Below are 20,006 nucleotides of genomic sequence, written 5' to 3' on the forward strand. Positions count from 1 at the left end.
GTGATCAGGCACGTTCACTGTTCTGGGCGACAAACAACACCACTTGCCACGGACTGCTGGTCAGCCGGGTGGCCGGCGCGGCGATCATCAGCGGTAGTTGCGCGTCGAACCAGCTGCCTTCGGCGGTCACCACGAACAACCGGGTGTCGTCGCCGACGCTGTAAGCCACCTGCTCGCTGCGGCTCATGGCCTGATGCGTCAGACCGCTCATGCGCTGGCGGCTGAGCAACGCGATGTACGGCGCCGAAGCGATGATCGCGCCCCGCAACCACTCGCCGGCTGCCTGCTCGCTTGCACCGTTGGGCATGCGCAGGCCGATGACCAGACGCTGGCTCGGTTGCTCGTCCGGCAACTGAATGGAAAAGCTCTGCTCGCCGCGCTCGAACGCGATGCTGCGGTAACCGGCGCGGATCAGTTCCAGGGTGTTTTCCAGCCAGTCGAGCAACGGTTCGTAACCACGCTGCAATTCGAGAAAATCCAATGGCGCAAAGGCCGGTACGCCCGCCAGCGGATCCAGCGCCGACCACGCACCGGCGAGTCCCAGCAGTTGCACATAAACACTTTGCGGATGAGCGACACGGCTGATCAGCGCCCCTTCCACTTCCGGCAACCGCGCCCACAACGCCGTCATCTGCCGGCGGATTTCCAGCGCGTCATCCTGATTGCCGGCCTGCAGCGCCTGGCGCAATCGCCCGCCGAGAAACAGGCACTTCTCCCGCGCCCGCGCGCAGAGCCCGGCCACCCGTCGACCCAATGGCGATTCCGGCAACAGGACCGGTGTCGGCGGCGTATACGGCAACGGCAGGAAACCGCCGCCCTCCTTGCGGATTTTCAGCAGCGGCAGGCAGATCGAATCGGCTTTGTTCAGTTGCGTACACAGCCGTGGATTGGGACGCCACACCGTGATCGATTCAGGAAATTCACCGCTGGTAAGATCCGGTAACGCCTCGCCGACCACCGATTGCAGACGCCCCTTGAGTGGTAGCAACTGTCCGGCGCGCCACAGCGGACTGATCGCCAGATAAACCGTCACCGTCGCATCGTCCGTGGCGTCGATCGCGGCAGCGACGTCCAGCTCCAGCGTCGGGTCAACGCCGACTTGCAGATTGACCGGTAAACCGTCCGGCATCGTCCCTTGCAACGACAGCACCCGCACCACCCCGGCGCTCATCGCCGACGGGTCGAACTCCATGTGGCTGACGCCAAAAAACCACGGATTGCACGCCTGAGCCAGATGCGCGCCGAGCGCCTCGGCCCGCAGGCCCTGCAACTGAAAATGCTGTGGCAGCAATTGCATGCCTTCATGCCAGCAGACCGCGTCAGGTAGCAGACTCATACGACTCCCTTCGACTGCACCGCGAACCGGCGGCGGACGGTGTGTTTCAGTTTTCCTTGCTGACCAGGCTCATCTCGCGACTGTCGAACTTGAGCCATGCGTCGCTCTGATCGTCCAGCCGCAGGCGGTGCGCTCCGGGAGTGTTATAGCTGGCGAAGACCAAAAGTCCAGCCGCCCGCTTGCCCCCCAAAGGGAACGGCTGGCGGTCGATGAATTGCCCCGGCACCAGCTCCAGTCCCCACACGCTCATCAGCTGACGATAGTCGCGCTGGTACTGCTCGCGCTCGGCAAACCACTGGCGGGCACTGATGCCCGACAATTGCTTGAGCAGATCCGGATCGTTGACCGCGATGAAATCCACGGCGATCGGGGTGTCGTCATTGGCCTTGGGGGCGACGTCGAGGGTCAGGCTGTCGAGATCGACTTTCGGCCCGAAAAACGAACAGCCGGCGAGCAGCGCAAACCCGATCGTTAGAAAAAGTCGTGCAGACAAAATGAATTTTCCTTTTCGCCAGTCAGTCCAAAAAAGTTTTTCGCTTGCATTTTTATAGACCTGTTCTAGCGTCTTGGGTAGTTCGGTTCCTACAGCCGAATGAGGAAGGTTTGTCAAAGGAACGACAGGTCATCTGCCACCCTTTCTAACCTGTGGTCCAGCAAGGGAAAGCGATGAACGGGCCTCCCCGATGCATTGCGCCCGCTCATCGCATCGGAGTCCGCCGACATGGCAGAAAGTACCCAGCACAAGCTCGACCGGGTTCGCCCGCCCCGAGTGCAAATCACCTATGACGTCGAAATCGGCAACGCCATCGAGAAAAAGGAATTGCCGCTGGTAGTCGGCATCCTGGCCGACCTCTCGGGCAAGCCGCTCGAACCCTTGGCAAAACTGACCGAACGCCGTTTCACCGAAATCGACCGCGACAACTTCAACGACGTCCTCGCCTCCATCGCGCCCCGCGCCACGCTGCAAGTCAACAACACCCTCAGCGGCGACGACAGCAAGCTCAACATCGAACTCAACTTCAAGCACATCGACGACTTCGACCCGGTCAAGGTGGTGGAGCAAGTCACGCCGCTGCGGCGCCTGTTCGAAGCCCGCCAGCGCCTGCGCGACCTGCTGACCAAACTCGACGGCAATGACGATCTGGACAAGCTGCTGCGCGACGTCATCGCCAACACCGAAGGCTTGAAAGAGATCAAGTCGGCCCGCCCGGACACCGCTGTCCCGGCCGCTGATGCCGAAGCTCCGGCCGAACCGCAAGCCTGATCGTCCACCTGACCGAGGAAGAATTCGCCATGCCCGCCGCCGCCCAGAATCAAGCCAGCGAAAATGCTGCCGCCGAGACTTTATCCCTGCTCGATCGAATCATCGCCGAGGGCCGCATGGCCCATGACGACAGTCAGCAGGATTACGCCCGCGACATGCTCGCGGAATTCGCCACCCAGGTGCTGGACGAAGGCATGGCCATCGACAAGGACACCGTGGCGATGATCAACGACCGCATCAGCCAGATCGACGAGCTGATCAGCGCCCAGCTCAACGAAGTGCTGCACCACCCGGACCTGCAAAAACTCGAAGCGTCCTGGCGTGGCCTGCACATGCTGGTGCAGAACACCGAAACCAGCACCCGGCTGAAACTGCGCCTGCTCAACGTGACCCAGAAAGAGCTGCAGAACGATCTGGAAAAAGCCGTCGAGTTCGACCAGAGCGCGCTATTCAAAAAGATCTACGAAGAGGAATACGGCACCTTCGGTGGCCATCCGTTCAGCCTGCTGGTAGGTGACTACACCTTCGGCCGGCACCCGCAGGACATCGGCCTGCTGGAGAAACTGTCGAACGTCGCCGCCGCTGCCCACGCGCCGTTCATTGCCGCCGCCAGCCCGCGCCTGTTCGACATGAACAGCTTCACCGAACTGGCGGTGCCGCGTGACCTGTCGAAAGTGTTCGAGAGCCAGGAGCTGATCAAGTGGCGCTCGTTCCGCGAAAGCGAAGACTCGCGTTACGTCTCCCTGGTGCTGCCGCACTTCCTGCTGCGCCTGCCTTACGGCCCGGACACTTCGCCAGTGGAAGGCATCAATTACGTCGAGGACACCAACGGCACCGACCACAGCAAATACCTGTGGGGCAACGCCGCGTGGGCGCTGTCGCAACGTATCACCGAAGCCTTTGCCAAATACGGCTGGTGTGCGGCGATCCGTGGCGCTGAAGGCGGCGGCGCGGTTGAAGGTCTGCCGGCGCACACCTTCCGCACCAGCTCCGGTGATCTGTCGCTGAAATGCCCGACCGAAGTGGCGATCACCGACCGCCGCGAGAAGGAACTCAACGACCTCGGCTTCATCGCCCTGTGCCACAAGAAGAACAGCGACGTCGCGGTGTTCTTCGGCGGCCAGACCACCAACAAATCCAAGGTCTACAACACCAACGAGGCCAACGCCAACGCACGGATCTCGGCGATGTTGCCGTACGTGCTTGCGGCCTCGCGTTTCGCCCATTACCTGAAGGTGATCATGCGCGACAAGGTCGGCAGCTTCATGACCCGCGACAACGTGCAGACCTACCTCAACAACTGGATCGCCGACTACGTGCTGATCAACGACAACGCACCGCAGGAAATCAAGGCGCAGTACCCGTTGCGTGAAGCGCGGGTGGACGTCACCGAAGTCGCCGGCAAGCCTGGTGCCTATCGCGCGACGGTATTCCTGCGGCCGCACTTCCAGCTCGAAGAGCTGACCGCGTCGATCCGCCTGGTCGCGACCCTGCCGCCACCGGTAGCCGCCTGACCTGCCTGCGCCCGCAGGATTTCCTGCGGGCGCGCCCCTGTTTGCCTGGCACGACACCTTTCAGGAGTTTCAAGCGATGGATGCAATCATTCTCGACCTCGGCGGCGACATCAAAGGCGACAGCCTGCTCGAGGGTTACGCTGACAAGATCGAAGTCATGTCCTACAGCCACAACGTGGCGATGCAAGTCACCAACGACGTCAGCAACTCGGAGCGCACCTCCGGCAAGCCTCACGTCGGCGAGTTCACCCTGACCAAATTCGTCGACACCTCCACACCGTCCCTCAACGAATACTGCTGCGCCGGCAAGCCGATCCCGGAAGCCAAGATCACCATCGGCCGTAACGCCGCCGAAGGCAGCGGGCAACTGCTGCCGTTCATCATCTACACCCTGACCAACGTGGTGATTTCCAACGTCAGCGTCAGTGGCGGTACCGGCGGCAAACCGGTGGAAACCCTGTCCCTGAACTTCACCAAGATCAAATGGGAACTCACCGCGCAGAAAGACGACGGCACCAAGGAAGGCACAGCGGCCTCGACCTGGGACATGGCCGCCAACAAGCTCGTCAGCTAACCCGGCGGCGCGGCCATGGCAGGCACCGGCTTCCTTCCACCGCTGTTCGAACGCCTCGCCTCGAGCGAGGGCGACGAGGCGCGGGAGTTCGATCGGCAGGATTTGCTCGACTCGGTGCACGCCGAGCTCGGGCGCCTGTTCAACACCCGCCGTGGCCCGCGCCCCCTCACCTCCCCGCCCAGCGTCATCGATTACGGCATCGCCGACTGGAGCGCCCTGCAACAACAACGCAGCGATGACCGGCGTCGTCTGGCGCGGGACATTCGCGAAGCCATCACCCATTTCGAACCACGCCTGCTGCTCGGCGAGGTTCAGGTCAATCCCCTGCCCGAGCACCCGCAGCGTTTGAGCATTCGCCTGACCGGTGAATTGCGCAGCGGCTCGCAGCACTGGCCGGTGGCATTTGTCATCGAGCCCGGCAACGAAGGGCTGGAGGTGCGCCATGAGCGACTCGATTGACCCGCAATTGCTCGACTACTACCAGCGCGAACTCACCTGGCTGCGACATGCCGGCGGACAGTTTGCCGAACGCTATCCGAAAGTCGCACGACGGCTGGAACTGTCCCCCGGCGAATGCCCCGATCCGCACGTCGAACGATTGCTGGAAGGTTTCGCCCTGCTCGCCGCTCGCCTGCAACGGCGGCTGGATGACGACTACGCCGAATTCAGCGACGCGCTGCTCGAACAGCTTTATCCCCTGGCCATGCGCCCGTTGCCGTCGTGCGCGATCGTCCAGTTCGAACCGGACCCGAGCAAAGGCAACCTCGACGGCGGCTATCCCCTGCCCCGGGACACGCCGCTGTTCGTCACCACCAGCAAGGGCGAAAGCATTCACTTTCGCACCAGTGCTGCCGTGCGGTTGTGGCCGATAGAAATCAGCGAAGCCTTGTTGCTGGGCAGCGATGAGGCGCAGGCGCTAACTGGCGTTGCGCAGTCCCGTTCGGCGTTGCGTCTGAGCCTGCATTGCCTCGGCGACAGCCAGTGGTCGGAACTTGGCATCGAACAATTGCGCATTCACCTGGCCGCGTCACCGGTCGTCAACGCCAGCCTCTATGACCTGCTCGGCGCCCACGCGGTGCAGGTGCTGGCCGGCTCGCCGGGGAGCATTCCCGCCCGCGTGAAAGGCCTGCCGAAGATCATCGGTTTCGCCGACGACGAAGTGCTGCTGCCGGACGAAGACGGCGTGCATCCAGGTATGCGCCTGCTGGCCGAGTACTTCGCGTTCCCGGACAAATTCCACTTCTTTGATCTGCCACTGTCTGGCGTTTCGAGTGACAGCCAGACGCTGTATCTGTACATCGTTTTTGACCGGGCCCCGGCCGGCCGATTGCACTTGCAGGCCAGCGATATAGCGCTGGGCTGCGCGCCGCTGATCAACCTGTTCCCGCGCACTTCGGAGCCGCTGCGCCCGGACGGCACCCGCAGTGAGTATCGACTGATCGCCGACAGCCACCGGGAAAACAGCGTCGAGATCCACAGCATCCGCAGCGTGCGCGCCAGCTCCGCCAGCGGTGTGCAGCGGCTGCCGGCGTATTTCGGCAGCCAGCACAGCAGCGGTGACCGGCAACGTTACTGGCATGCGCGGCGGGTCAACGGGCAGACGCCGAACCGGCTCGGCAGCGATCTGTTGGTCAGCGTCGTCGACACCCGTTTCGAACCGCAGACCGATCTGCCCGATTACAGCCTGACCGCCGAACTGCTCTGCACCAATCGGCATCTGGCCCAGAGCCTGCCCGCCGGTACACCGCTGGGTTTCGAACGGCCGGGCCCGGTGGCGTGGGCACGCCTGCGCAATCCCCCGAGCCCGCAGAGCCTGCCGCGTCTGGACGGTGATTCGCGCTGGCGGCTGGTCTCGCAACTGACCCTCAATCATCTGTCGCTGGTCGAAGGGCCGCAGGCACTGGATGCGCTGAAGGAAATCCTGACCCTGCACAACCTGCGCGATGAAGCCAGCGCCCTGCGCCAGATTGAAGGTCTGCTGAGTCTCGGTTGCGAACGAGTAATCGGCCATGTCGGCGCCGACGCCTGGCGCGGCTGGCGCAACGGGCTTGAAGTGCAATTGCAGCTTGATCCACAGCATTTCGTCGGCAGCAGCGCGGTGTTGTTTTCAGCGGTGCTCGCGCAATTCTTTTCGGTGTACGCCACGGCCAATCGCTTTGTGCGCACGGTGCTCATGCAGGCAGACAAGGAGGTCAAGGCATGGCAACCCCAAGCCGGCATGCCCCTGTCGCTCTGACCCTGAGCCAGCGCCTGCGCCGTGATCCACAGGCGTTCGAATGGTTGCAGGCGTTGCTGTTGCTGGAGCGCGAACAGCCCCAGGCCGACGCCCTTGGTTCGGGTACATCGCCACAGGCCGAAGCGCTGAAATTGCGCGGGCCGCTGACGCCGTTGTTCGCCGCCAGCCAGATCGAAAGCCTGGAAGAAAACCCCGGTGAACCGCTGACCCTGAACTCGCCGATGTTCGGCCTCGGCGGCCCCGACGGCCCGCTGCCTTACGCCTATCAGGAATGGCTGCAACAACGCGCGCGGGCCAAGGATCACGCGCCCGCCGAGTTCCTCGACCTGTTCCAGCATCGGCTGCTGAGCATGCTGTACAAGGTGATGCGCAAACACCGGATCGCCCTCGGTTTCACCACGCCCGGCGCTTCGCCCGTGCAGGCGCAATTGCGGGCGCTGACCGGTTTGCTGCCAAAATCCTTGCAGGAACGCCAGGCGATTCCCGACTGCGCCGTTCTGGCCTGCACCGCGTTGTACGCCGATGGCCGCCGGTCATTGGCGGGGTTTGCGGCGATTGTCCGTGAGCAGTTTTCCGTGGCGGTGGAACTGAGCGCTTACGAGGGGGCGTGGCGTGAGATTCCACGTGCCAGCCGCAGCGTCATGAAGGCCGGCGGACGCAATCTGCAGCTCGGCCGCAGTGCTGTCGCCGGTACTCGGGTCTGGGATGAACATGCCGGAATTCGTCTGACGCTGGGGCCGCTGCCATCGACGCAGGCCGCGCGATTCCTGCCGGAAGGCGAAGCGCATCCGGCACTGGCCAGCCTTGCTGCGCTGTATTTCGGCCCGGATCTGGACGTGAAACTGGTGCTGCTGGTGCGCGGTGCGGGGCCGCTGCAACTCGGCCGACAAACCCCGGCCCTGCTGAGCTGGAACGGTGGCCTGCAACGCCAGACCAGCCTCGCCGTGCAACGGATCGAAACCCGCCTGCGTCAGCTGGAGATTACCTGAAATGGAACTGGCCAGCCTGATCGGACGCCTCAACCCGGACAACCGCCGCGCCCTCGAACGTGCCGCGCAACGGTGTTTGCAGCGCGGGCATCACTTTGTCGAGATCGAGCATCTGTTGTTGGAACTACTCGATATCGAGGGCGGCGATTTTGCTTTCCTGCTGCCGCGCTTCGGGCTGGAGCGTGATGCGCTGACGGCGGAGATCAACAAGGCGCTGGACCTGTTCAAGTCTGGCAGCACCCGCACGCCTGCGCTGTCTTCGCACACGCTGGGATTGCTGGAAGACGCGGTGGTGCAGGCCAGTGTATTGGGCATCGACAGCATTCGTTCCGGCTTGCTGTTGCTGGCGCTGATCGATCGCGACGAACGCCGCAGCCTGCTGCTCAACAGCGCGTCGTCATTGCTGCGAATTCCGAAAGAAGCGCTGCGCGCAAACCTGCTGGAATGGACGGCAAACTCCCGTGAGCACGTAGGCCCGCGCTCTGTGTCTTCGGGGAGTCCAACGCCACGGCAAGACTCGGTGCTCGATCAATACACCCAGGATCTGACCGCCGACGCCCATGCCGGGCGCATCGACCCGATCGTCGGTCGCGATGGCGAAATCCGCCAGTGCGTCGACATTCTTCTGAGACGCCGGCAGAACAACCCGATTCTGGTCGGCGCACCCGGAGTCGGCAAAACTGCCGTGGTCGAAGGCCTGGCACTGCGCATCGCCGCCGGGGATGTGCCGCCGTCGTTGCAGGAAGTCAGTTTGCGGGTGCTCGACCTTGGTTTGCTCCAGGCCGGGGCCGGGGTCAAAGGCGAATTCGAACAGCGGCTCAAAGGTGTGATTGACGCGGTTCGCAGCGCCGACAAGCCGATCATCCTGTTCATCGACGAGGCCCACACGCTGATCGGCGCTGGCGGTGCCGAGGGTGGCAGCGACGCGGCCAACTTGCTCAAACCCGCGCTGGCCCGAGGAGAGTTGCGCACGCTGGCCGCGACGACCTGGATGGAATACAAAAAATATTTCGAGAAAGATCCGGCCCTCGCCCGCCGCTTCCAACTGGTGCAGGTGGAAGAGCCGGACGAAACCACCGCCGTGGAAATGCTACGTGGCGTCGCCGCCAAACTCGAACAGCATCACGGCGTGCAAGTGCTGGATGCCGCGATCCACGAAGCGGTGAAACTCTCGCACCGCTACATCTCCGGCCGCCAGTTGCCGGACAAGGCCATCAGCGTCCTCGACACCGCCTGCGCCCGGGTCGCCCTCGGCCAGCACGACGTGCCGCCACCGCTGGAGAGCCTGCGCCACCGTCAGCAAAGCCTCAAAGAAGAAGTTGAACGCCTGCGCCGGGAACAGGCCACGGGGCTTGATCACCGCGAGCGCATCACCCTGCTGGAAAGCGAATCGAAGACCAACGTCCAGGCCATCCGCGAACTTGAAACCCGCTGGAGTGAAGAGCGCGTGGCGGTGCGTGAACTGCTCGACACTCGCCGCGAATTACTTGACCTCAGTGAACGCGCCGACAGCGACAAACCGGATGAAGCCACCGACAGCCGCATCGATCACCTCGCCGCCGAACTGCTGCGCCTGGAAGCCGGGCTCGATGCGATTCGCCAGGACGATCCGCTGGTGCCCGAACAGGTCGACGGCAAAACCGTCGCCGCCGTGATCGCCGGCTGGACCGGCATCCCCGTCGGCAAAATGCTCGCCGACGAAGCCCACGCCGTGCGCACCCTCGGCACACGCATGGGCCTGCGAGTGATGGGCCAGAGCACTGCGCTCAACACCATCGCCCAACGATTGCAGGCCTATCGTGCGGGTCTCACCGATCCGCAAAAACCGGTTGGCGTGTTTCTGCTGGTCGGCCCCACGGGCGTTGGCAAAACCGAAACCGCGTATGCGCTGGCCGATGCCTTGTACGGCGGCGAACGCAACCTGATCAGCATCAATCTCTCGGAATATCAGGAAGCCCACACCGTCAGCCAGCTCAAGGGCGCACCACCCGGCTATGTCGGTTACGGCAGCGGCGGCGTGCTGACCGAAGCCGTGCGGCGCAAACCGTATTCGGTGGTGTTGCTGGATGAAATCGAAAAGGCGCATCCGGATGTGCTGGAAGCGTTTTACAACGTGTTCGACAAGGGCTTGATGGAAGACGGGACGGGGTTGGTGGTGGACTTCAAGAACACCGTGATGCTCGCCACCAGCAATGTCGGCGCCGAGTTGCTGCTCGATACACCGACTGCACAACTCGGCTCGGAAGCCTTCAACGAAGCACTGCACAAAGTCCTCCTGCAAGCCTTCCGCCCGGCGTTTCTGGCACGCATGACGGTGGTCGCGTATCGGCCGCTGGATGAGCAGACGCTGGAAGGGATTGTGTTGGCGAAGCTGGAGAAATTGCGCGGCCGTTACAAGGCTGCGACGGGCAAGCAGTTCGAGTTCGATTCGGGAATTGTGAAAGCGGTGCTCGCCAAATGCAGTGCGGCAGGCGCGCGGGATGTCGAGAACGTGCTGATGACGCAGGTGACAGGGAAATTGGCGGAGTGGGTGTTGGAGTAAATGACGTACTGTCATTGAAAGCTAAAAAAATACAGGAGTTAATGGAATGCCGTTACCCAGCGCGCCTCAACAGAGACCTGTTATCAACGTTTTGTCACCGCACAATCCCAACCATCTCTGCATCCTCAGTGTTGTGCTGGGTGTCATCGGGCAGCATGTCACCACCAAGAGCCCGGAAGAGGTACAGGCCTACACTCACCCTGGTGAAAGTACCATTTATGTTGCAGCGAACAAAAATGGCGAGTCATTGATTGCCGCCTGTGAGGTGCTTCTAACCGCCATACACCCCGGTGGTAGTAATGCACTCATGGAAGCGGCCAGAATTCTCCATGTGTTGTTCTCGGAAACGGACCGAGTGATCAATCAGAACATCCCGGAATACGAGTTGCAGGAAAGCTGGCTGAAGAGCAATCAGGTTGGTAATAAAAATGGCAATTGGGCGACAGACGAAAACTCCAAACTGGTCAGATGGAAGTTTCTCGATCGCGCGCCGATCATTCCTGACACCAAACTTTACGTTACCAACATGCCCAGCAAGACCGCGGAGGAAAAGGCAAAGGTCGCCGAAAAAATTCTTGAATTGACCTACAACCCCCGCCTCAACACCAAACAACTCAATAACCTATTGAATTTGGTCAAGGCATTCAAAGAGCAGAAACCATTGCCACGTACGGTGGTGCTGAGCCCGATAACAAAAATAACCAACACTCCTCCAACACCGCATGCCCTGCAATATGTAGAGAATGATGGCTACCATGCGGAAATTTCGCTGATGCGAGCTTTGATTATCGGCAGTGGCTTCAAACCCGTTATCAAGGGAAATCTGGGCGGTAAAAAAGCCGCATGCGCAAAGTGCAGCGCCTGGTTCAGCAAGGTTAAAACGCTGTCGGCGAATCAGATTGATCCTTCTTTTCCAAACGAAGCTGAATTCGGTAATTTGCGACCACAACGACAATCACCTACCAATTGGGCGGCGCCAAAGTTCTCCCCCCACGTTTTTTCCTCGACTGACTTCACTGTTTTCAAAACGGTGTATGAAGGCGCCGGCAAGGTCACGACAAGCGCAGAAGAAGAACTCATGGAATTCACTTGAGGCTGGTCAGCCCATCACAACAGAGTCGCCAACGTCTACGTTCAGGGGATTTAGGGGATTTAAGGGGACAGATTTATTTATGCGAAACAAATAAATCCGTCCCCTTCAGGAGAGCAGCAAGCCTATTGGTAAATTTTCAAGATTGCAGGCCTTTAACGGGACTAACGCCAATGCCATTGAATCCGGAATACAAATCCACCACTGTCAACGTAAACGGTAGCAACGTCACGGTGCCTCTTTATGCAAAGGCAACTTTGACATCGACCAACATGACCGGCGGCTCGGGTCCGGATCAGTCCTTGCGACCACCGGGATTCGTGTCCGGTACTTGCCCGGAACATCATCAACGAGGGCATCTGATTGGAAACAAGCTGGGCGGCAGCGGAACCGATCTTCGGAATCTGGTAACACTGACCGAAGGTAGCAACCATCCAATCATGTATGAGTACGAAGCCATGGTTTACGAGTACGTGAAGAAGAATCCCGGGATCGAGTTTGTGTATCAAGTCACCGCACAGTACGACACCTCGCGCTACTTGGTTGCGCAAGTTGCACCCGGTGGTTCGACATCCGGGGCTGCCAACAATCCTTACTGCCCGCTTCCCTGCCCGGAATCTTTACGAATCGACTTTTTCTACGCAGAAGCACCTGGAAAGTTGAATTACCCATTGATATATCGGGTTTTGACGGAGCATGGTGAAGGCTGGAACACTGGACCGCTCTATATTCTCAACGGCGTGTACAAGTTTCACGAAGGTAGCCCGAAACATGTCGCCCAAGGCTGCTGGGCATCGTGAGGTGACTATGAGCTTCGATATTTTCCCGACACTCGAACACGAGATAAGGCTGAGCCCTCCTGAGCGCGCGGTCACACTGATCGCTGCCTGCAATACCAATGAAATCGGCCGATTCAATGTTCGTGAAACCGTCTATCAAACACTCATTGGCTCCAGACCCGAACAGCGAAAAACTCAGTCCTGGATATTTACCTCCAGTGTGATCCGCGCACAGACGGACAGCCGCGATCGGGTCATGGTGTTTGTCAGCGTCAAGAAAAAATATTTGAAAAAAGTATCTGACTCACTCAATGGATGGAGCTGCCCCCACGGGACGCCAATGCAGGTCATCAAAGTTCAACATGGCATCGCATCCTCACAACTTGTTTTTGCGAATTCTTGATCGGAGGCAATGCGGATGCCCCGCTCCACCGACAGCAACACTACGCTCTCCCTCACCGCCACCTCGCTGTCGGCGCTTTACCCTGAGTCGCTCTCCGGTGAGGAAACCCTGAACAACCTCGGCGTTCAAACCCTCAACGGATTGAATGACGGTACCTCGCTCACCCTCACCAGCGCCGTTGCCACCCACGTCACCACCACCCTGCACAACGACGCTCAATTGCGCCCGTTCGATGCCTTGGTCGCTGAAATTCGCCAACTGCCTGCCGATGCCACCGCCGAGCGCTATCAGTTGGTTTTAAGACCGTGGCTCTGGTGGTTGACCCTGGCCAGCAACAACCGCGTATTCCAGAACCTCACCACCTCCGACATCGTCACCACAATCTTCAAAGCTCACGGTTTCACCGATTTCAAACTCTCACTGACCGGCAGTTACACCCCACGTGAATACTGCGTGCAGTACGGAGAAACCGATTTCGCCTTCGTCTCGCGCCTGCTGGAGGAGGAAGGCATTTTCTGGTTCTTCACCCACGAGGACGGCAAGCACACGCTGGTGCTGGGTGATAGCAACGATGCTTTCGTACAGATCCCCAACGGGCCGAAGGTCAAGTATCTGGGTCAGCAATTGGGTGAGCGCGAGCTGCACGGCATCCGCTCAGGCCAGGTGTGTCTGCAAGCGGTGGCCGAGGTGTACAAGGCGACGGATTACGAGTTCACCACGCCGACCACTTCACTCTATGGCCAGGCCGAAGCCGTGGCCGGACCGCGTTCGATCTACGAGCATCCCGGCGGTTACAACGCCAAGGCTCGGGGCGATGCATTGACCAAACAGCGGGTCGACGGGCTTCGCAGTGAAGAGAAACGCTTTGTTGGCGAAAGCGACTGCCGCTGGCTGATTCCAGGCCACTGGTTCACCCTCGACGGCCACGAAAACGCGAGCCTGAACATCGACTGGGTCGTCACTCGGGTGACCCATGACGCCAGCCACGAAAGCTATCGCAATCGCTTCGAAGCAATCCCCAAGGCCACGCCGTTTCGTCCGCAACGCCTCACGCCCAAACCGCGCATGCACCCGCAGACCGCCATCGTAGTCGGCAAGTCCGGCGAGGAAATCTGGACCGACGAATACGGCCGGATCAAGTTGCAGTTCCCGTGGGATCGCGACGGCAAGAACGATGAAACCAGTTCCTGCTGGGTGCGCGTGGTGCTGCCGTGGAGCGGCAAGGGCTTCGGCATGCAGTTCGTGCCGCGGATCGGTCAGGAAGTCATCGTGACCTTCATCGACGGTGATCCGGATCGGCCGCTGGTCACCGGTTGCGTGTACAACGGTGACAACGCCCTGCCCTATGCCTTGCCCGCCAACCAGACCCAATCCGGAATCAAGACCCAATCGTCCAAGGGTGGCGGTGGTTTCAACGAACTGCGTTTTGAGGACAAGAAGGACGCCGAAGAGGTGTTCCTGCAAGCGCAGAAAGATCTGAAGATCAACGTGCTCAACGACACCACCGCCACCGTCGGCCACGACGAAACCCTCACGGTGCAGCACGCCCGCACCCGCACGGTCAAGGAAGGCGACGAAACCGTCACGCTGGAGAAAGGCAAACGCAGCGTGACGATCCAGACCGGCAGCGACAGCCTCGATGTGAAGGACAGCCGCACCGTGAAGGTCGGCGCCGACCAGAACCACAGCACCGGCGGCAACTACACCGACAAGGTCACCGGCGATTACAGCCTGACGGTCGACGGCAACCTGACGATCAAGGTCAGCGGCACCCTCACCCTGCAAAGCGGCGGCAGTTTCACGATCAAGAGCGGCGCGGATCTGGCCACGTCCGCCAGCACCTCGATCACCCAGAAGGCCGGCACCGCCATGACCAATCAGGCCGGCACTTCGCTGGACAACAAGGCCGGAACCACGCTGACCAACGACGCCGGCATCAGCCTGACCAACAAGGGCGCTGCCTCACAGACCGTGGACGGCGGCGGCATGCTGACCATCAAGGGCGGGCTGGTGCAGGTCAACTGACAAGGAGAAGCCATGGCGATCACACCACTGGATCTGCAGCAGGATGACAAACACCTCAAGGGTCGTTTGCAGGACCGTCAACTCGATGGCCCGTTGAACATCAAGGATGACGGGCGCCCGCAGGCGGATCTGAATTACAGCCAGGGCGAATTGCAGGGCAAGTCCCTGCTCTATCACCCCAATGGCAAGGTTTCGGCGCAGATGCCGTTTGTGCGTGACAAGCTGCAAGGTATCGCCAGTTTCTATGCGCCCGAAGGCTGGTTGCAGCGCAAGGCCAGCTATCGGCGCGGGTTGTTGCATGGCGAGGCGTTCAATTACTTTCCGGACGGGCAAGTGGCGGAGGCCGAGTTCTATCGCGATGGCGTGCGTGAGGGGCGCTATCAGCGCTTTCATCCCAACGGCAAGCCGGCGGTGGATGCGCGTTATCTGAATGGGCAGTTGATGGAACCGGAGCAAGGGTTTGCCGAGGACGGGCGGCCGCTGGATGCCGATGGCAAACCGATTTCCCGGGTGCGCTGGTGGTTTCGCAAATGGACGGATCCGCAGCAGGCCTGAAAAGCCCCCTCACCCTAGCCCTCTCCCGGAGGGAGAGGGAACCGTTTCGGGAATATTGGCGAGTTCCACCGACGTGAAAGATTTGCGCTGAATCCATAATCGGCTCGGTCGATCAGGTCGATGTAAGCCGAATGACACCTCGGTCGGCTCCCTCTCCCTCCGGGCGGTCCGACGTTTCGGGAGGGCTGGGGTGAGGGCCATGGATTTAACGACAAGCGAAGAAGCTCAGGGAATCAACATCTGCATCTGCCCCGGCATCACGATCTTGATCACCCCCGCCCAGTTGCACATCAACGTGCTGTTGGCATCGATCGCCGGCATCCCGCCCAGCAGCAAGGTCGGCGCACCGCCGGGGATCCACGGCGTGGCGGTCGCCGGAATGCACGGCATCGGCGTCAGTACACCCAATGCTGCAGCCGTGGCGGCGGCGACCATCGGGTTGGCCATGCTCATGCACATGCCGAACGTGGTGACGTTGACCAGCGGAATGTGATCCATGATGTTCGCCGCCGGCATCCCGCCGGTCAGCGTGCGGTTGACCGGCAGCACGTTGAGCACCGCCGGTGCGGCACCGAAACTGCATTGCAGGGTGGCGCTGGCACAGACTTGCGGGCAGCCCATTTCAAAGCTCCTTCGTGAACAAGGCATACGCGCTAAACCTTAGTCGCCAGCGGCCCCGCGCGCACATTCCCAAAGGTGATTATCGTCCAACACGCTAACCTATAAGACCGAACCGCGCTTGTGACGACCCGAGCGCGCCATTAGATTAGCCAATGATGTCTGGCCTCCAAAATAAGCAGAAGGGATAAGCATGGCGCTTACTGACCAGTCCACCCGTATCCGCTCTGGCGAAGAACTCGATGCCAGCCTGATCGATCCGTACCTCAAGGCGCACATTCCGGGCCTGACAGGCACGCCGCAGATCAGCCAGTTTCCCGGCGGCGCGTCGAACCTGACCTACCTGCTGGAATACCCGGACCAGGAATTCGTCCTGCGCCGTCCGCCGTTCGGCCACAAAGCCAAGTCCGCCCACGACATGGGCCGCGAATTCCGCATCCTCAACCAGTTGCGCGATGGCTTCCCGTATTGCCCGAAAGCCTACGTGCACTGCACCGACGATTCGGTGATCGGCGCCGAGTTCTACGTGATGGAACGGGTCAAGGGCATCATCCTGCGCTCGGACCTGCCGCCGGAGCTGGGCCTCGACTCGGCCAAAACCGAAGTCCTGTGCAAGAGCTTCATCGACCGTTTCGTCGAACTGCACCGCGTCGATTACAACGCCTGCGGCCTCGGCGATCTGGGCAAACCGGAAGGCTACGTCGCCCGCCAGATCAAAGGCTGGAGCGAGCGTTACGAAAAAGCCCTGACCCCGGACGCACCGCACTGGGAAAAGGTCAAAGCCTGGCTCAACGACAAGATGCCGGCCGATCACCCGACCTCCAGCATCGTGCACAACGACTACCGCTTCGACAACGTCATCCTCGACCCGAACAACCCGATGCAGATCATCGGCGTACTCGACTGGGAACTGACCACCCTCGGCGATCCATTGATGGACCTGGGCAACACCCTCGCCTACTGGATCCAGGCCGACGACCCGGCACCGGTGCAACTGATGCGCCGCCAGCCAAGCCACGCGCCGGGCATGCTGACCCGCCGCGAATTCGTCGACTACTACGCCGAGCGTTCGGGCATCCAGATCGACAATTTCGACTTCTACTACACCTACGGCCTGTTCCGCCTGGCCGGCATCGTGCAGCAGATCTACTACCGCTTCTTCCATGGCCAGACCCAGGACAAACGCTTCGCGCAGTTCATTCACATGAACAAACTACTGGAGCAGATGAGCCTGCAGGTCATTGCCAAATCCAGCCTCTGATGACGGCGTTATAACAAGGCTTACTACAAGGGAATCCCATGTCCAAGACTCAGTTGTTCGACCTCGACGGCAAGATCGCTTTCGTCTCCGGCGCCAGCCGTGGCATCGGTGAAGCCATCGCCAAACTGCTGGCCCAGCAAGGGGCCCACGTCATCGTTTCGAGCCGCAAACTCGAAGGCTGCCAACACGTGGCCGACGCCATCATCGCCGCCGGCGGCAAGGCCACGGCGGTCGCCTGCCACATCGGCGAAATGGAACAGATCAGCCAGGTCTTCGCCGGGATCAAGGAACAGTTCGGGCGCCTGGACATCCTGGTCAACAACGCCGCGACCAACCCGCAGTTCTGCAACGTGCTGGACACCGACCTCGGCGCCTTCCAGAAAACCGTCGACGTGAACATTCGCGGCTACTTCTTCATGTCGGTGGAAGCCGGCAAGCTGATGCGCGAAAACGGCGGCGGCAGCATCATCAACGTGGCGTCGATCAACGGCATTTCGCCGGGGATCTTCCAGGGCATCTACTCGGTGACCAAAGCCGCCGTGATCAACATGACCAAAGTCTTCGCCAAGGAATGCGCGCAATTCGGCATCCGCTGCAACGCCCTGCTGCCAGGCCTGACCGACACCAAGTTCGCCTCGGCGCTGGTGAAAAACGACGCGATCCTGAAACAGGCCCTGACGCAGATCCCGCTCAAGCGCGTAGCCGACCCAAGCGAAATGGCCGGCGCCGTGCTGTACCTGGCGAGCGACGCCTCGAGCTACACCACCGGTGTGTCGCTGAACGTGGACGGCGGTTTCCTGTCCTGATCCGCTTCTGACGCAAAACAAAAGGCAGCCCAAGGGCTGCCTTTTTCATGCCTCCAGAACCTTCGGCAACTGCCAGCCGAAATGCACCGACAACAACCGCAACAACAAACACGCCGCCCCCGCCAGCAACGCAGCCGCCACCGGCGGCACACCCAGCCTGCGCCCGACAATCAACACCGCCGCGCCAACAAACGCCGAACTGGCATACAAATCCGCCTGCAACACCACCGGCACTCGCGCCAGCACAATGTCACGCAGCACCCCGCCACCGACCCCGGTAATCGTGCCCATCAGCATGGCCACAAACGGCGAGATCCCGAAATTCAACGCCTTCTGCGCCCCGGCCACGGCAAACAACGCCAACCCCGCCGCATCCAGCACGATCAGCATCGAACCGGACCACCCAAGCACCTGCTCATGAAAAACAAACGCCACCCCGCCCATGGCAAACGCCAGCGCCGGATAGCGCCAGTCCGCCACAGCCTTGGGCGGCGTCGCACCGATCAACAGATCACGCGTCACCCCGCCACCGAGCGCAACGATGAACGCAATCACCATCACCCCGAGCAGATCAAGCTGACTGCGCATCGCCGCAATCGCGCCTTCAACCGCAAACACCGCCGTACCGACCAGATCGGCCACCAGCACAATCCACTCGACCCGCGCCTTCACAGGCGCACGGCTTATTGAGTGACGCAACGGGTCTTGGTGATGTGTCGAGTCACTTGCCCGTCGGCATACGCATCACCGGCGACCTCGGTATTTTCCATGACCTGACAAGTCCGCTCAGGCGGCGGAGGCGGTGCTGCCGGCGGAGGGGGTGGAGGACTGGCGCAACCACTGAGCAGCACCAGACCGACAGCCGACAACAACGAAAAACACACGCGTTTCCCAGGATTGTTCATAGGATGACCCGCGATGAATGGAAGAAAACTCCCGTCGCCGAGCAGGACAACGCCCGGTTATGGAAACCGAACCACTCATTCCTTATAGACCAGTGGGGGGTGAGTGCCAGTGAAATGGTGGGATTGGGGGGAATTGGCTGTCGATTTTGGGGTGGGTTTACAGAATGGATCGTGGGTTCCGAAAAATCGAGGACAACCTCAAGAGCCAGCCCTCACCCCAGCCCTCTCCCAGAGGGAGAGGGAGCCTACGGGGTTGTTGATTCGAGATACATCGACCTGAACCATCGAGGCGAACTCAGGTTTTGAAGAGCACACACGTCGGCTTCGTGCTCTTCACCACTCACCACGATGAGCGTTAGCTCGAGTAGAGCTTTTGATCGCAGGGCCCGTCGGCAGGCTGAGTGGAGGGATTGATCCGGGGGTGGGAGCGCAGCGACCGTGCGGCGCAGCCGCATGCATCGAGAGGAGGTGCAGCGAAGCAAACCGTAGGCGATGCCCCCGGATCAATCCCGGAGCGAAGGAACCCGAGCCACAGCGAGGGCCGAACGTCAGGGTAAAGCCTTTTGGGTTACCTTTTCGGCGTTTGGAAAAGGTGACTCGCCGTAAGGGCGAAACCGCCAGCGGCTGCACCCGAAGAACCGGATATTCACCCAAACCGAACAAAAACCTGGTCGGCCCAAAGGCCGCCAAGTTCAACTGGGCGATCGCAGAGAATTACTCTCAAGCTCATACTGCAATTCATCGATCAAAGCATCCACCGCCTCCGGAGTTCGCAAGGCACCAAGACTCAACCCACTAATCACCAGATCCACCCGCCCCGAAACCGGCTCATAAAGCTTCACAGTCAGCGAATGATCCCCATCCACCACACACTCACAAGCCAACGGCGAAAAACTACGCTCAAGCCGAGCCCGCAACTGCGCCAGATAAATCATCGCGCCAGCTCCACACAACCAGACTCAACAACCAACAACACATTCATAAAGGGCTGATCCATTAGCAGGTTCCAAAAAGACACGATCACCAAAAAAATGCATCGCACCTCAACAGACTAAGAACACCCCGCCCGATCAAACACCCGAATTTGCACCCCATGAACTAGTGCATTT

19 protein-coding genes are annotated in these 20,006 nt (G+C 60.7%); 14 read left to right on the top strand and 5 right to left on the bottom strand.

Features of this window, described 5'->3' with window-relative positions:
• Nucleotides 1-4 precede the first annotated feature (4 nt).
• Together tssK and ABFB52_RS17850 are read right to left on the bottom strand one after the other, a co-directional pair.
• A complete protein-coding gene (tssK, locus tag ABFB52_RS17845; protein WP_129973156.1) occupies nucleotides 5-1,336 on the bottom strand; it encodes a type VI secretion system baseplate subunit TssK in 1,332 nt (443 codons plus the stop codon).
• 46 nt (nucleotides 1,337-1,382) lie between these two features.
• The gene (locus ABFB52_RS17850) at nucleotides 1,383-1,829 is read right to left on the bottom strand and encodes a hypothetical protein (RefSeq protein ID WP_039767163.1); all 447 of its coding nucleotides are present in this window, start codon (nucleotides 1,827-1,829) and stop codon (nucleotides 1,383-1,385) included.
• A gap of 228 nt (nucleotides 1,830-2,057) precedes the next feature.
• Here ABFB52_RS17850 and tssB point away from each other — a divergent pair, with 228 nt between their 5' ends.
• The 12 genes from tssB to ABFB52_RS17910 all read left to right on the top strand — a co-directional run bounded on the left by tssB (nucleotide 2,058) and on the right by ABFB52_RS17910 (nucleotide 15,307).
• Nucleotides 2,058-2,600, top strand: coding sequence for a type VI secretion system contractile sheath small subunit (gene tssB, locus ABFB52_RS17855; RefSeq protein ID WP_129973155.1), 543 nt, complete (start codon nucleotides 2,058-2,060; stop codon nucleotides 2,598-2,600).
• Between the two features lie 29 nt (nucleotides 2,601-2,629).
• Complete coding sequence (gene tssC, locus ABFB52_RS17860; protein WP_007958864.1) at nucleotides 2,630-4,114, top strand: type VI secretion system contractile sheath large subunit; 1,485 nt, start codon at nucleotides 2,630-2,632, stop codon at nucleotides 4,112-4,114.
• Nucleotides 4,115-4,190: 76 nt separating this feature from the next.
• On the top strand, nucleotides 4,191-4,688 hold the full coding sequence (locus ABFB52_RS17865) for an Hcp family type VI secretion system effector (RefSeq protein WP_007958866.1): 498 nt from the start codon (nucleotides 4,191-4,193) through the stop codon (nucleotides 4,686-4,688).
• A gap of 15 nt (nucleotides 4,689-4,703) precedes the next feature.
• Nucleotides 4,704-5,147 carry a type VI secretion system baseplate subunit TssE gene (gene tssE / locus ABFB52_RS17870; protein ID WP_085746100.1) on the top strand — a complete coding sequence of 148 codons (444 nt, stop codon included), beginning with the start codon at nucleotides 4,704-4,706 and terminating at the stop codon, nucleotides 5,145-5,147.
• On the top strand, nucleotides 5,131-6,924 hold the full coding sequence (tssF, locus tag ABFB52_RS17875; RefSeq protein WP_129974330.1) for a type VI secretion system baseplate subunit TssF: 1,794 nt from the start codon (nucleotides 5,131-5,133) through the stop codon (nucleotides 6,922-6,924). Before tssE ends, tssF begins: the two co-directional genes overlap by 17 nt.
• On the top strand, nucleotides 6,888-7,913 hold the full coding sequence (gene tssG / locus ABFB52_RS17880; RefSeq protein ID WP_129974331.1) for a type VI secretion system baseplate subunit TssG: 1,026 nt from the start codon (nucleotides 6,888-6,890) through the stop codon (nucleotides 7,911-7,913). The genes tssF and tssG overlap by 37 nt, the downstream gene beginning before the upstream one ends.
• 1 nt (nucleotide 7,914) lies before the next feature.
• Nucleotides 7,915-10,455 (top strand): type VI secretion system ATPase TssH, encoded by a 2,541-nt coding sequence (gene tssH, locus ABFB52_RS17885; RefSeq protein WP_102717619.1) that lies wholly within the window; start codon nucleotides 7,915-7,917, stop codon nucleotides 10,453-10,455.
• Nucleotides 10,456-10,501: 46 nt separating this feature from the next.
• Complete coding sequence (locus ABFB52_RS17890) at nucleotides 10,502-11,548, top strand: hypothetical protein (protein WP_085746096.1); 1,047 nt, start codon at nucleotides 10,502-10,504, stop codon at nucleotides 11,546-11,548.
• Between the two features lie 170 nt (nucleotides 11,549-11,718).
• Complete coding sequence (locus ABFB52_RS17895; RefSeq protein WP_007958878.1) at nucleotides 11,719-12,345, top strand: DNA/RNA non-specific endonuclease; 627 nt, start codon at nucleotides 11,719-11,721, stop codon at nucleotides 12,343-12,345.
• Between the two features lie 7 nt (nucleotides 12,346-12,352).
• Nucleotides 12,353-12,727, top strand: coding sequence for a hypothetical protein (locus ABFB52_RS17900; RefSeq protein ID WP_007958880.1), 375 nt, complete (start codon nucleotides 12,353-12,355; stop codon nucleotides 12,725-12,727).
• A 15-nt stretch (nucleotides 12,728-12,742) separates the two neighbouring features.
• Nucleotides 12,743-14,752: a type VI secretion system tip protein TssI/VgrG gene (gene tssI / locus ABFB52_RS17905; RefSeq protein ID WP_129974332.1), complete on the top strand. Its 2,010-nt coding sequence runs from the start codon at nucleotides 12,743-12,745 to the stop codon at nucleotides 14,750-14,752.
• 12 nt (nucleotides 14,753-14,764) lie between these two features.
• Nucleotides 14,765-15,307: a toxin-antitoxin system YwqK family antitoxin gene (locus ABFB52_RS17910; RefSeq protein WP_129974333.1), complete on the top strand. Its 543-nt coding sequence runs from the start codon at nucleotides 14,765-14,767 to the stop codon at nucleotides 15,305-15,307.
• A 225-nt stretch (nucleotides 15,308-15,532) separates the two neighbouring features.
• Here ABFB52_RS17910 and ABFB52_RS17915 read toward each other — a convergent pair whose 3' ends face one another.
• Nucleotides 15,533-15,928 (bottom strand): DUF4280 domain-containing protein, encoded by a 396-nt coding sequence (locus tag ABFB52_RS17915; RefSeq protein ID WP_007958887.1) that lies wholly within the window; start codon nucleotides 15,926-15,928, stop codon nucleotides 15,533-15,535.
• Nucleotides 15,929-16,118: 190 nt separating this feature from the next.
• Here ABFB52_RS17915 and ABFB52_RS17920 point away from each other — a divergent pair, with 190 nt between their 5' ends.
• Together ABFB52_RS17920 and ABFB52_RS17925 are read left to right on the top strand one after the other, a co-directional pair.
• Entirely contained in the window at nucleotides 16,119-17,186 is a 1,068-nt protein-coding gene (locus tag ABFB52_RS17920) for a phosphotransferase family protein (RefSeq protein ID WP_129974129.1), read from the top strand.
• 38 nt (nucleotides 17,187-17,224) lie between these two features.
• Nucleotides 17,225-17,992 (top strand): SDR family oxidoreductase, encoded by a 768-nt coding sequence (locus ABFB52_RS17925; protein WP_085687598.1) that lies wholly within the window; start codon nucleotides 17,225-17,227, stop codon nucleotides 17,990-17,992.
• Between the two features lie 45 nt (nucleotides 17,993-18,037).
• Here the strand turns inward: ABFB52_RS17925 and ABFB52_RS17930 are convergent, their stop codons facing one another.
• Nucleotides 18,038-18,691 (bottom strand): TRIC cation channel family protein, encoded by a 654-nt coding sequence (locus ABFB52_RS17930; RefSeq protein WP_256656687.1) that lies wholly within the window; start codon nucleotides 18,689-18,691, stop codon nucleotides 18,038-18,040.
• Nucleotides 18,692-19,589: 898 nt separating this feature from the next.
• A complete protein-coding gene (locus tag ABFB52_RS17935; RefSeq protein ID WP_011334792.1) occupies nucleotides 19,590-19,832 on the bottom strand; it encodes a DUF1652 domain-containing protein in 243 nt (80 codons plus the stop codon).
• Between the last annotated feature and the right edge of the window lie 174 nt (nucleotides 19,833-20,006).

The sequence above is a fragment of the Pseudomonas sp. 9.2(2024) genome (assembly GCF_039695385.1).
In the GTDB taxonomy this organism is placed as follows: domain Bacteria; phylum Pseudomonadota; class Gammaproteobacteria; order Pseudomonadales; family Pseudomonadaceae; genus Aquipseudomonas; species Aquipseudomonas paraglycinae.

Coding starts and splice junctions, on each gene's coding strand:
- tssC (WP_007958864.1), top strand. CDS start 2,630: ATGCCCGCCGCCGCCCAGAATCAAGCCAGCGAAAATGCTGCCGCCGAG.
- tssE (WP_085746100.1), top strand. CDS start 4,704: ATGGCAGGCACCGGCTTCCTTCCACCGCTGTTCGAACGCCTCGCCTCG.
- ABFB52_RS17925 (WP_085687598.1), top strand. CDS start 17,225: ATGTCCAAGACTCAGTTGTTCGACCTCGACGGCAAGATCGCTTTCGTC.
- tssF (WP_129974330.1), top strand. CDS start 5,131: ATGAGCGACTCGATTGACCCGCAATTGCTCGACTACTACCAGCGCGAA.
- ABFB52_RS17915 (WP_007958887.1), bottom strand. CDS start 15,928: ATGGGCTGCCCGCAAGTCTGTGCCAGCGCCACCCTGCAATGCAGTTTC.
- tssB (WP_129973155.1), top strand. CDS start 2,058: ATGGCAGAAAGTACCCAGCACAAGCTCGACCGGGTTCGCCCGCCCCGA.
- ABFB52_RS17910 (WP_129974333.1), top strand. CDS start 14,765: ATGGCGATCACACCACTGGATCTGCAGCAGGATGACAAACACCTCAAG.
- ABFB52_RS17920 (WP_129974129.1), top strand. CDS start 16,119: ATGGCGCTTACTGACCAGTCCACCCGTATCCGCTCTGGCGAAGAACTC.
- tssI (WP_129974332.1), top strand. CDS start 12,743: ATGCCCCGCTCCACCGACAGCAACACTACGCTCTCCCTCACCGCCACC.
- tssG (WP_129974331.1), top strand. CDS start 6,888: ATGGCAACCCCAAGCCGGCATGCCCCTGTCGCTCTGACCCTGAGCCAG.
- ABFB52_RS17865 (WP_007958866.1), top strand. CDS start 4,191: ATGGATGCAATCATTCTCGACCTCGGCGGCGACATCAAAGGCGACAGC.
- tssK (WP_129973156.1), bottom strand. CDS start 1,336: ATGAGTCTGCTACCTGACGCGGTCTGCTGGCATGAAGGCATGCAATTG.
- ABFB52_RS17935 (WP_011334792.1), bottom strand. CDS start 19,832: ATGATTTATCTGGCGCAGTTGCGGGCTCGGCTTGAGCGTAGTTTTTCG.
- ABFB52_RS17890 (WP_085746096.1), top strand. CDS start 10,502: ATGCCGTTACCCAGCGCGCCTCAACAGAGACCTGTTATCAACGTTTTG.
- tssH (WP_102717619.1), top strand. CDS start 7,915: ATGGAACTGGCCAGCCTGATCGGACGCCTCAACCCGGACAACCGCCGC.
- ABFB52_RS17900 (WP_007958880.1), top strand. CDS start 12,353: ATGAGCTTCGATATTTTCCCGACACTCGAACACGAGATAAGGCTGAGC.
- ABFB52_RS17895 (WP_007958878.1), top strand. CDS start 11,719: ATGCCATTGAATCCGGAATACAAATCCACCACTGTCAACGTAAACGGT.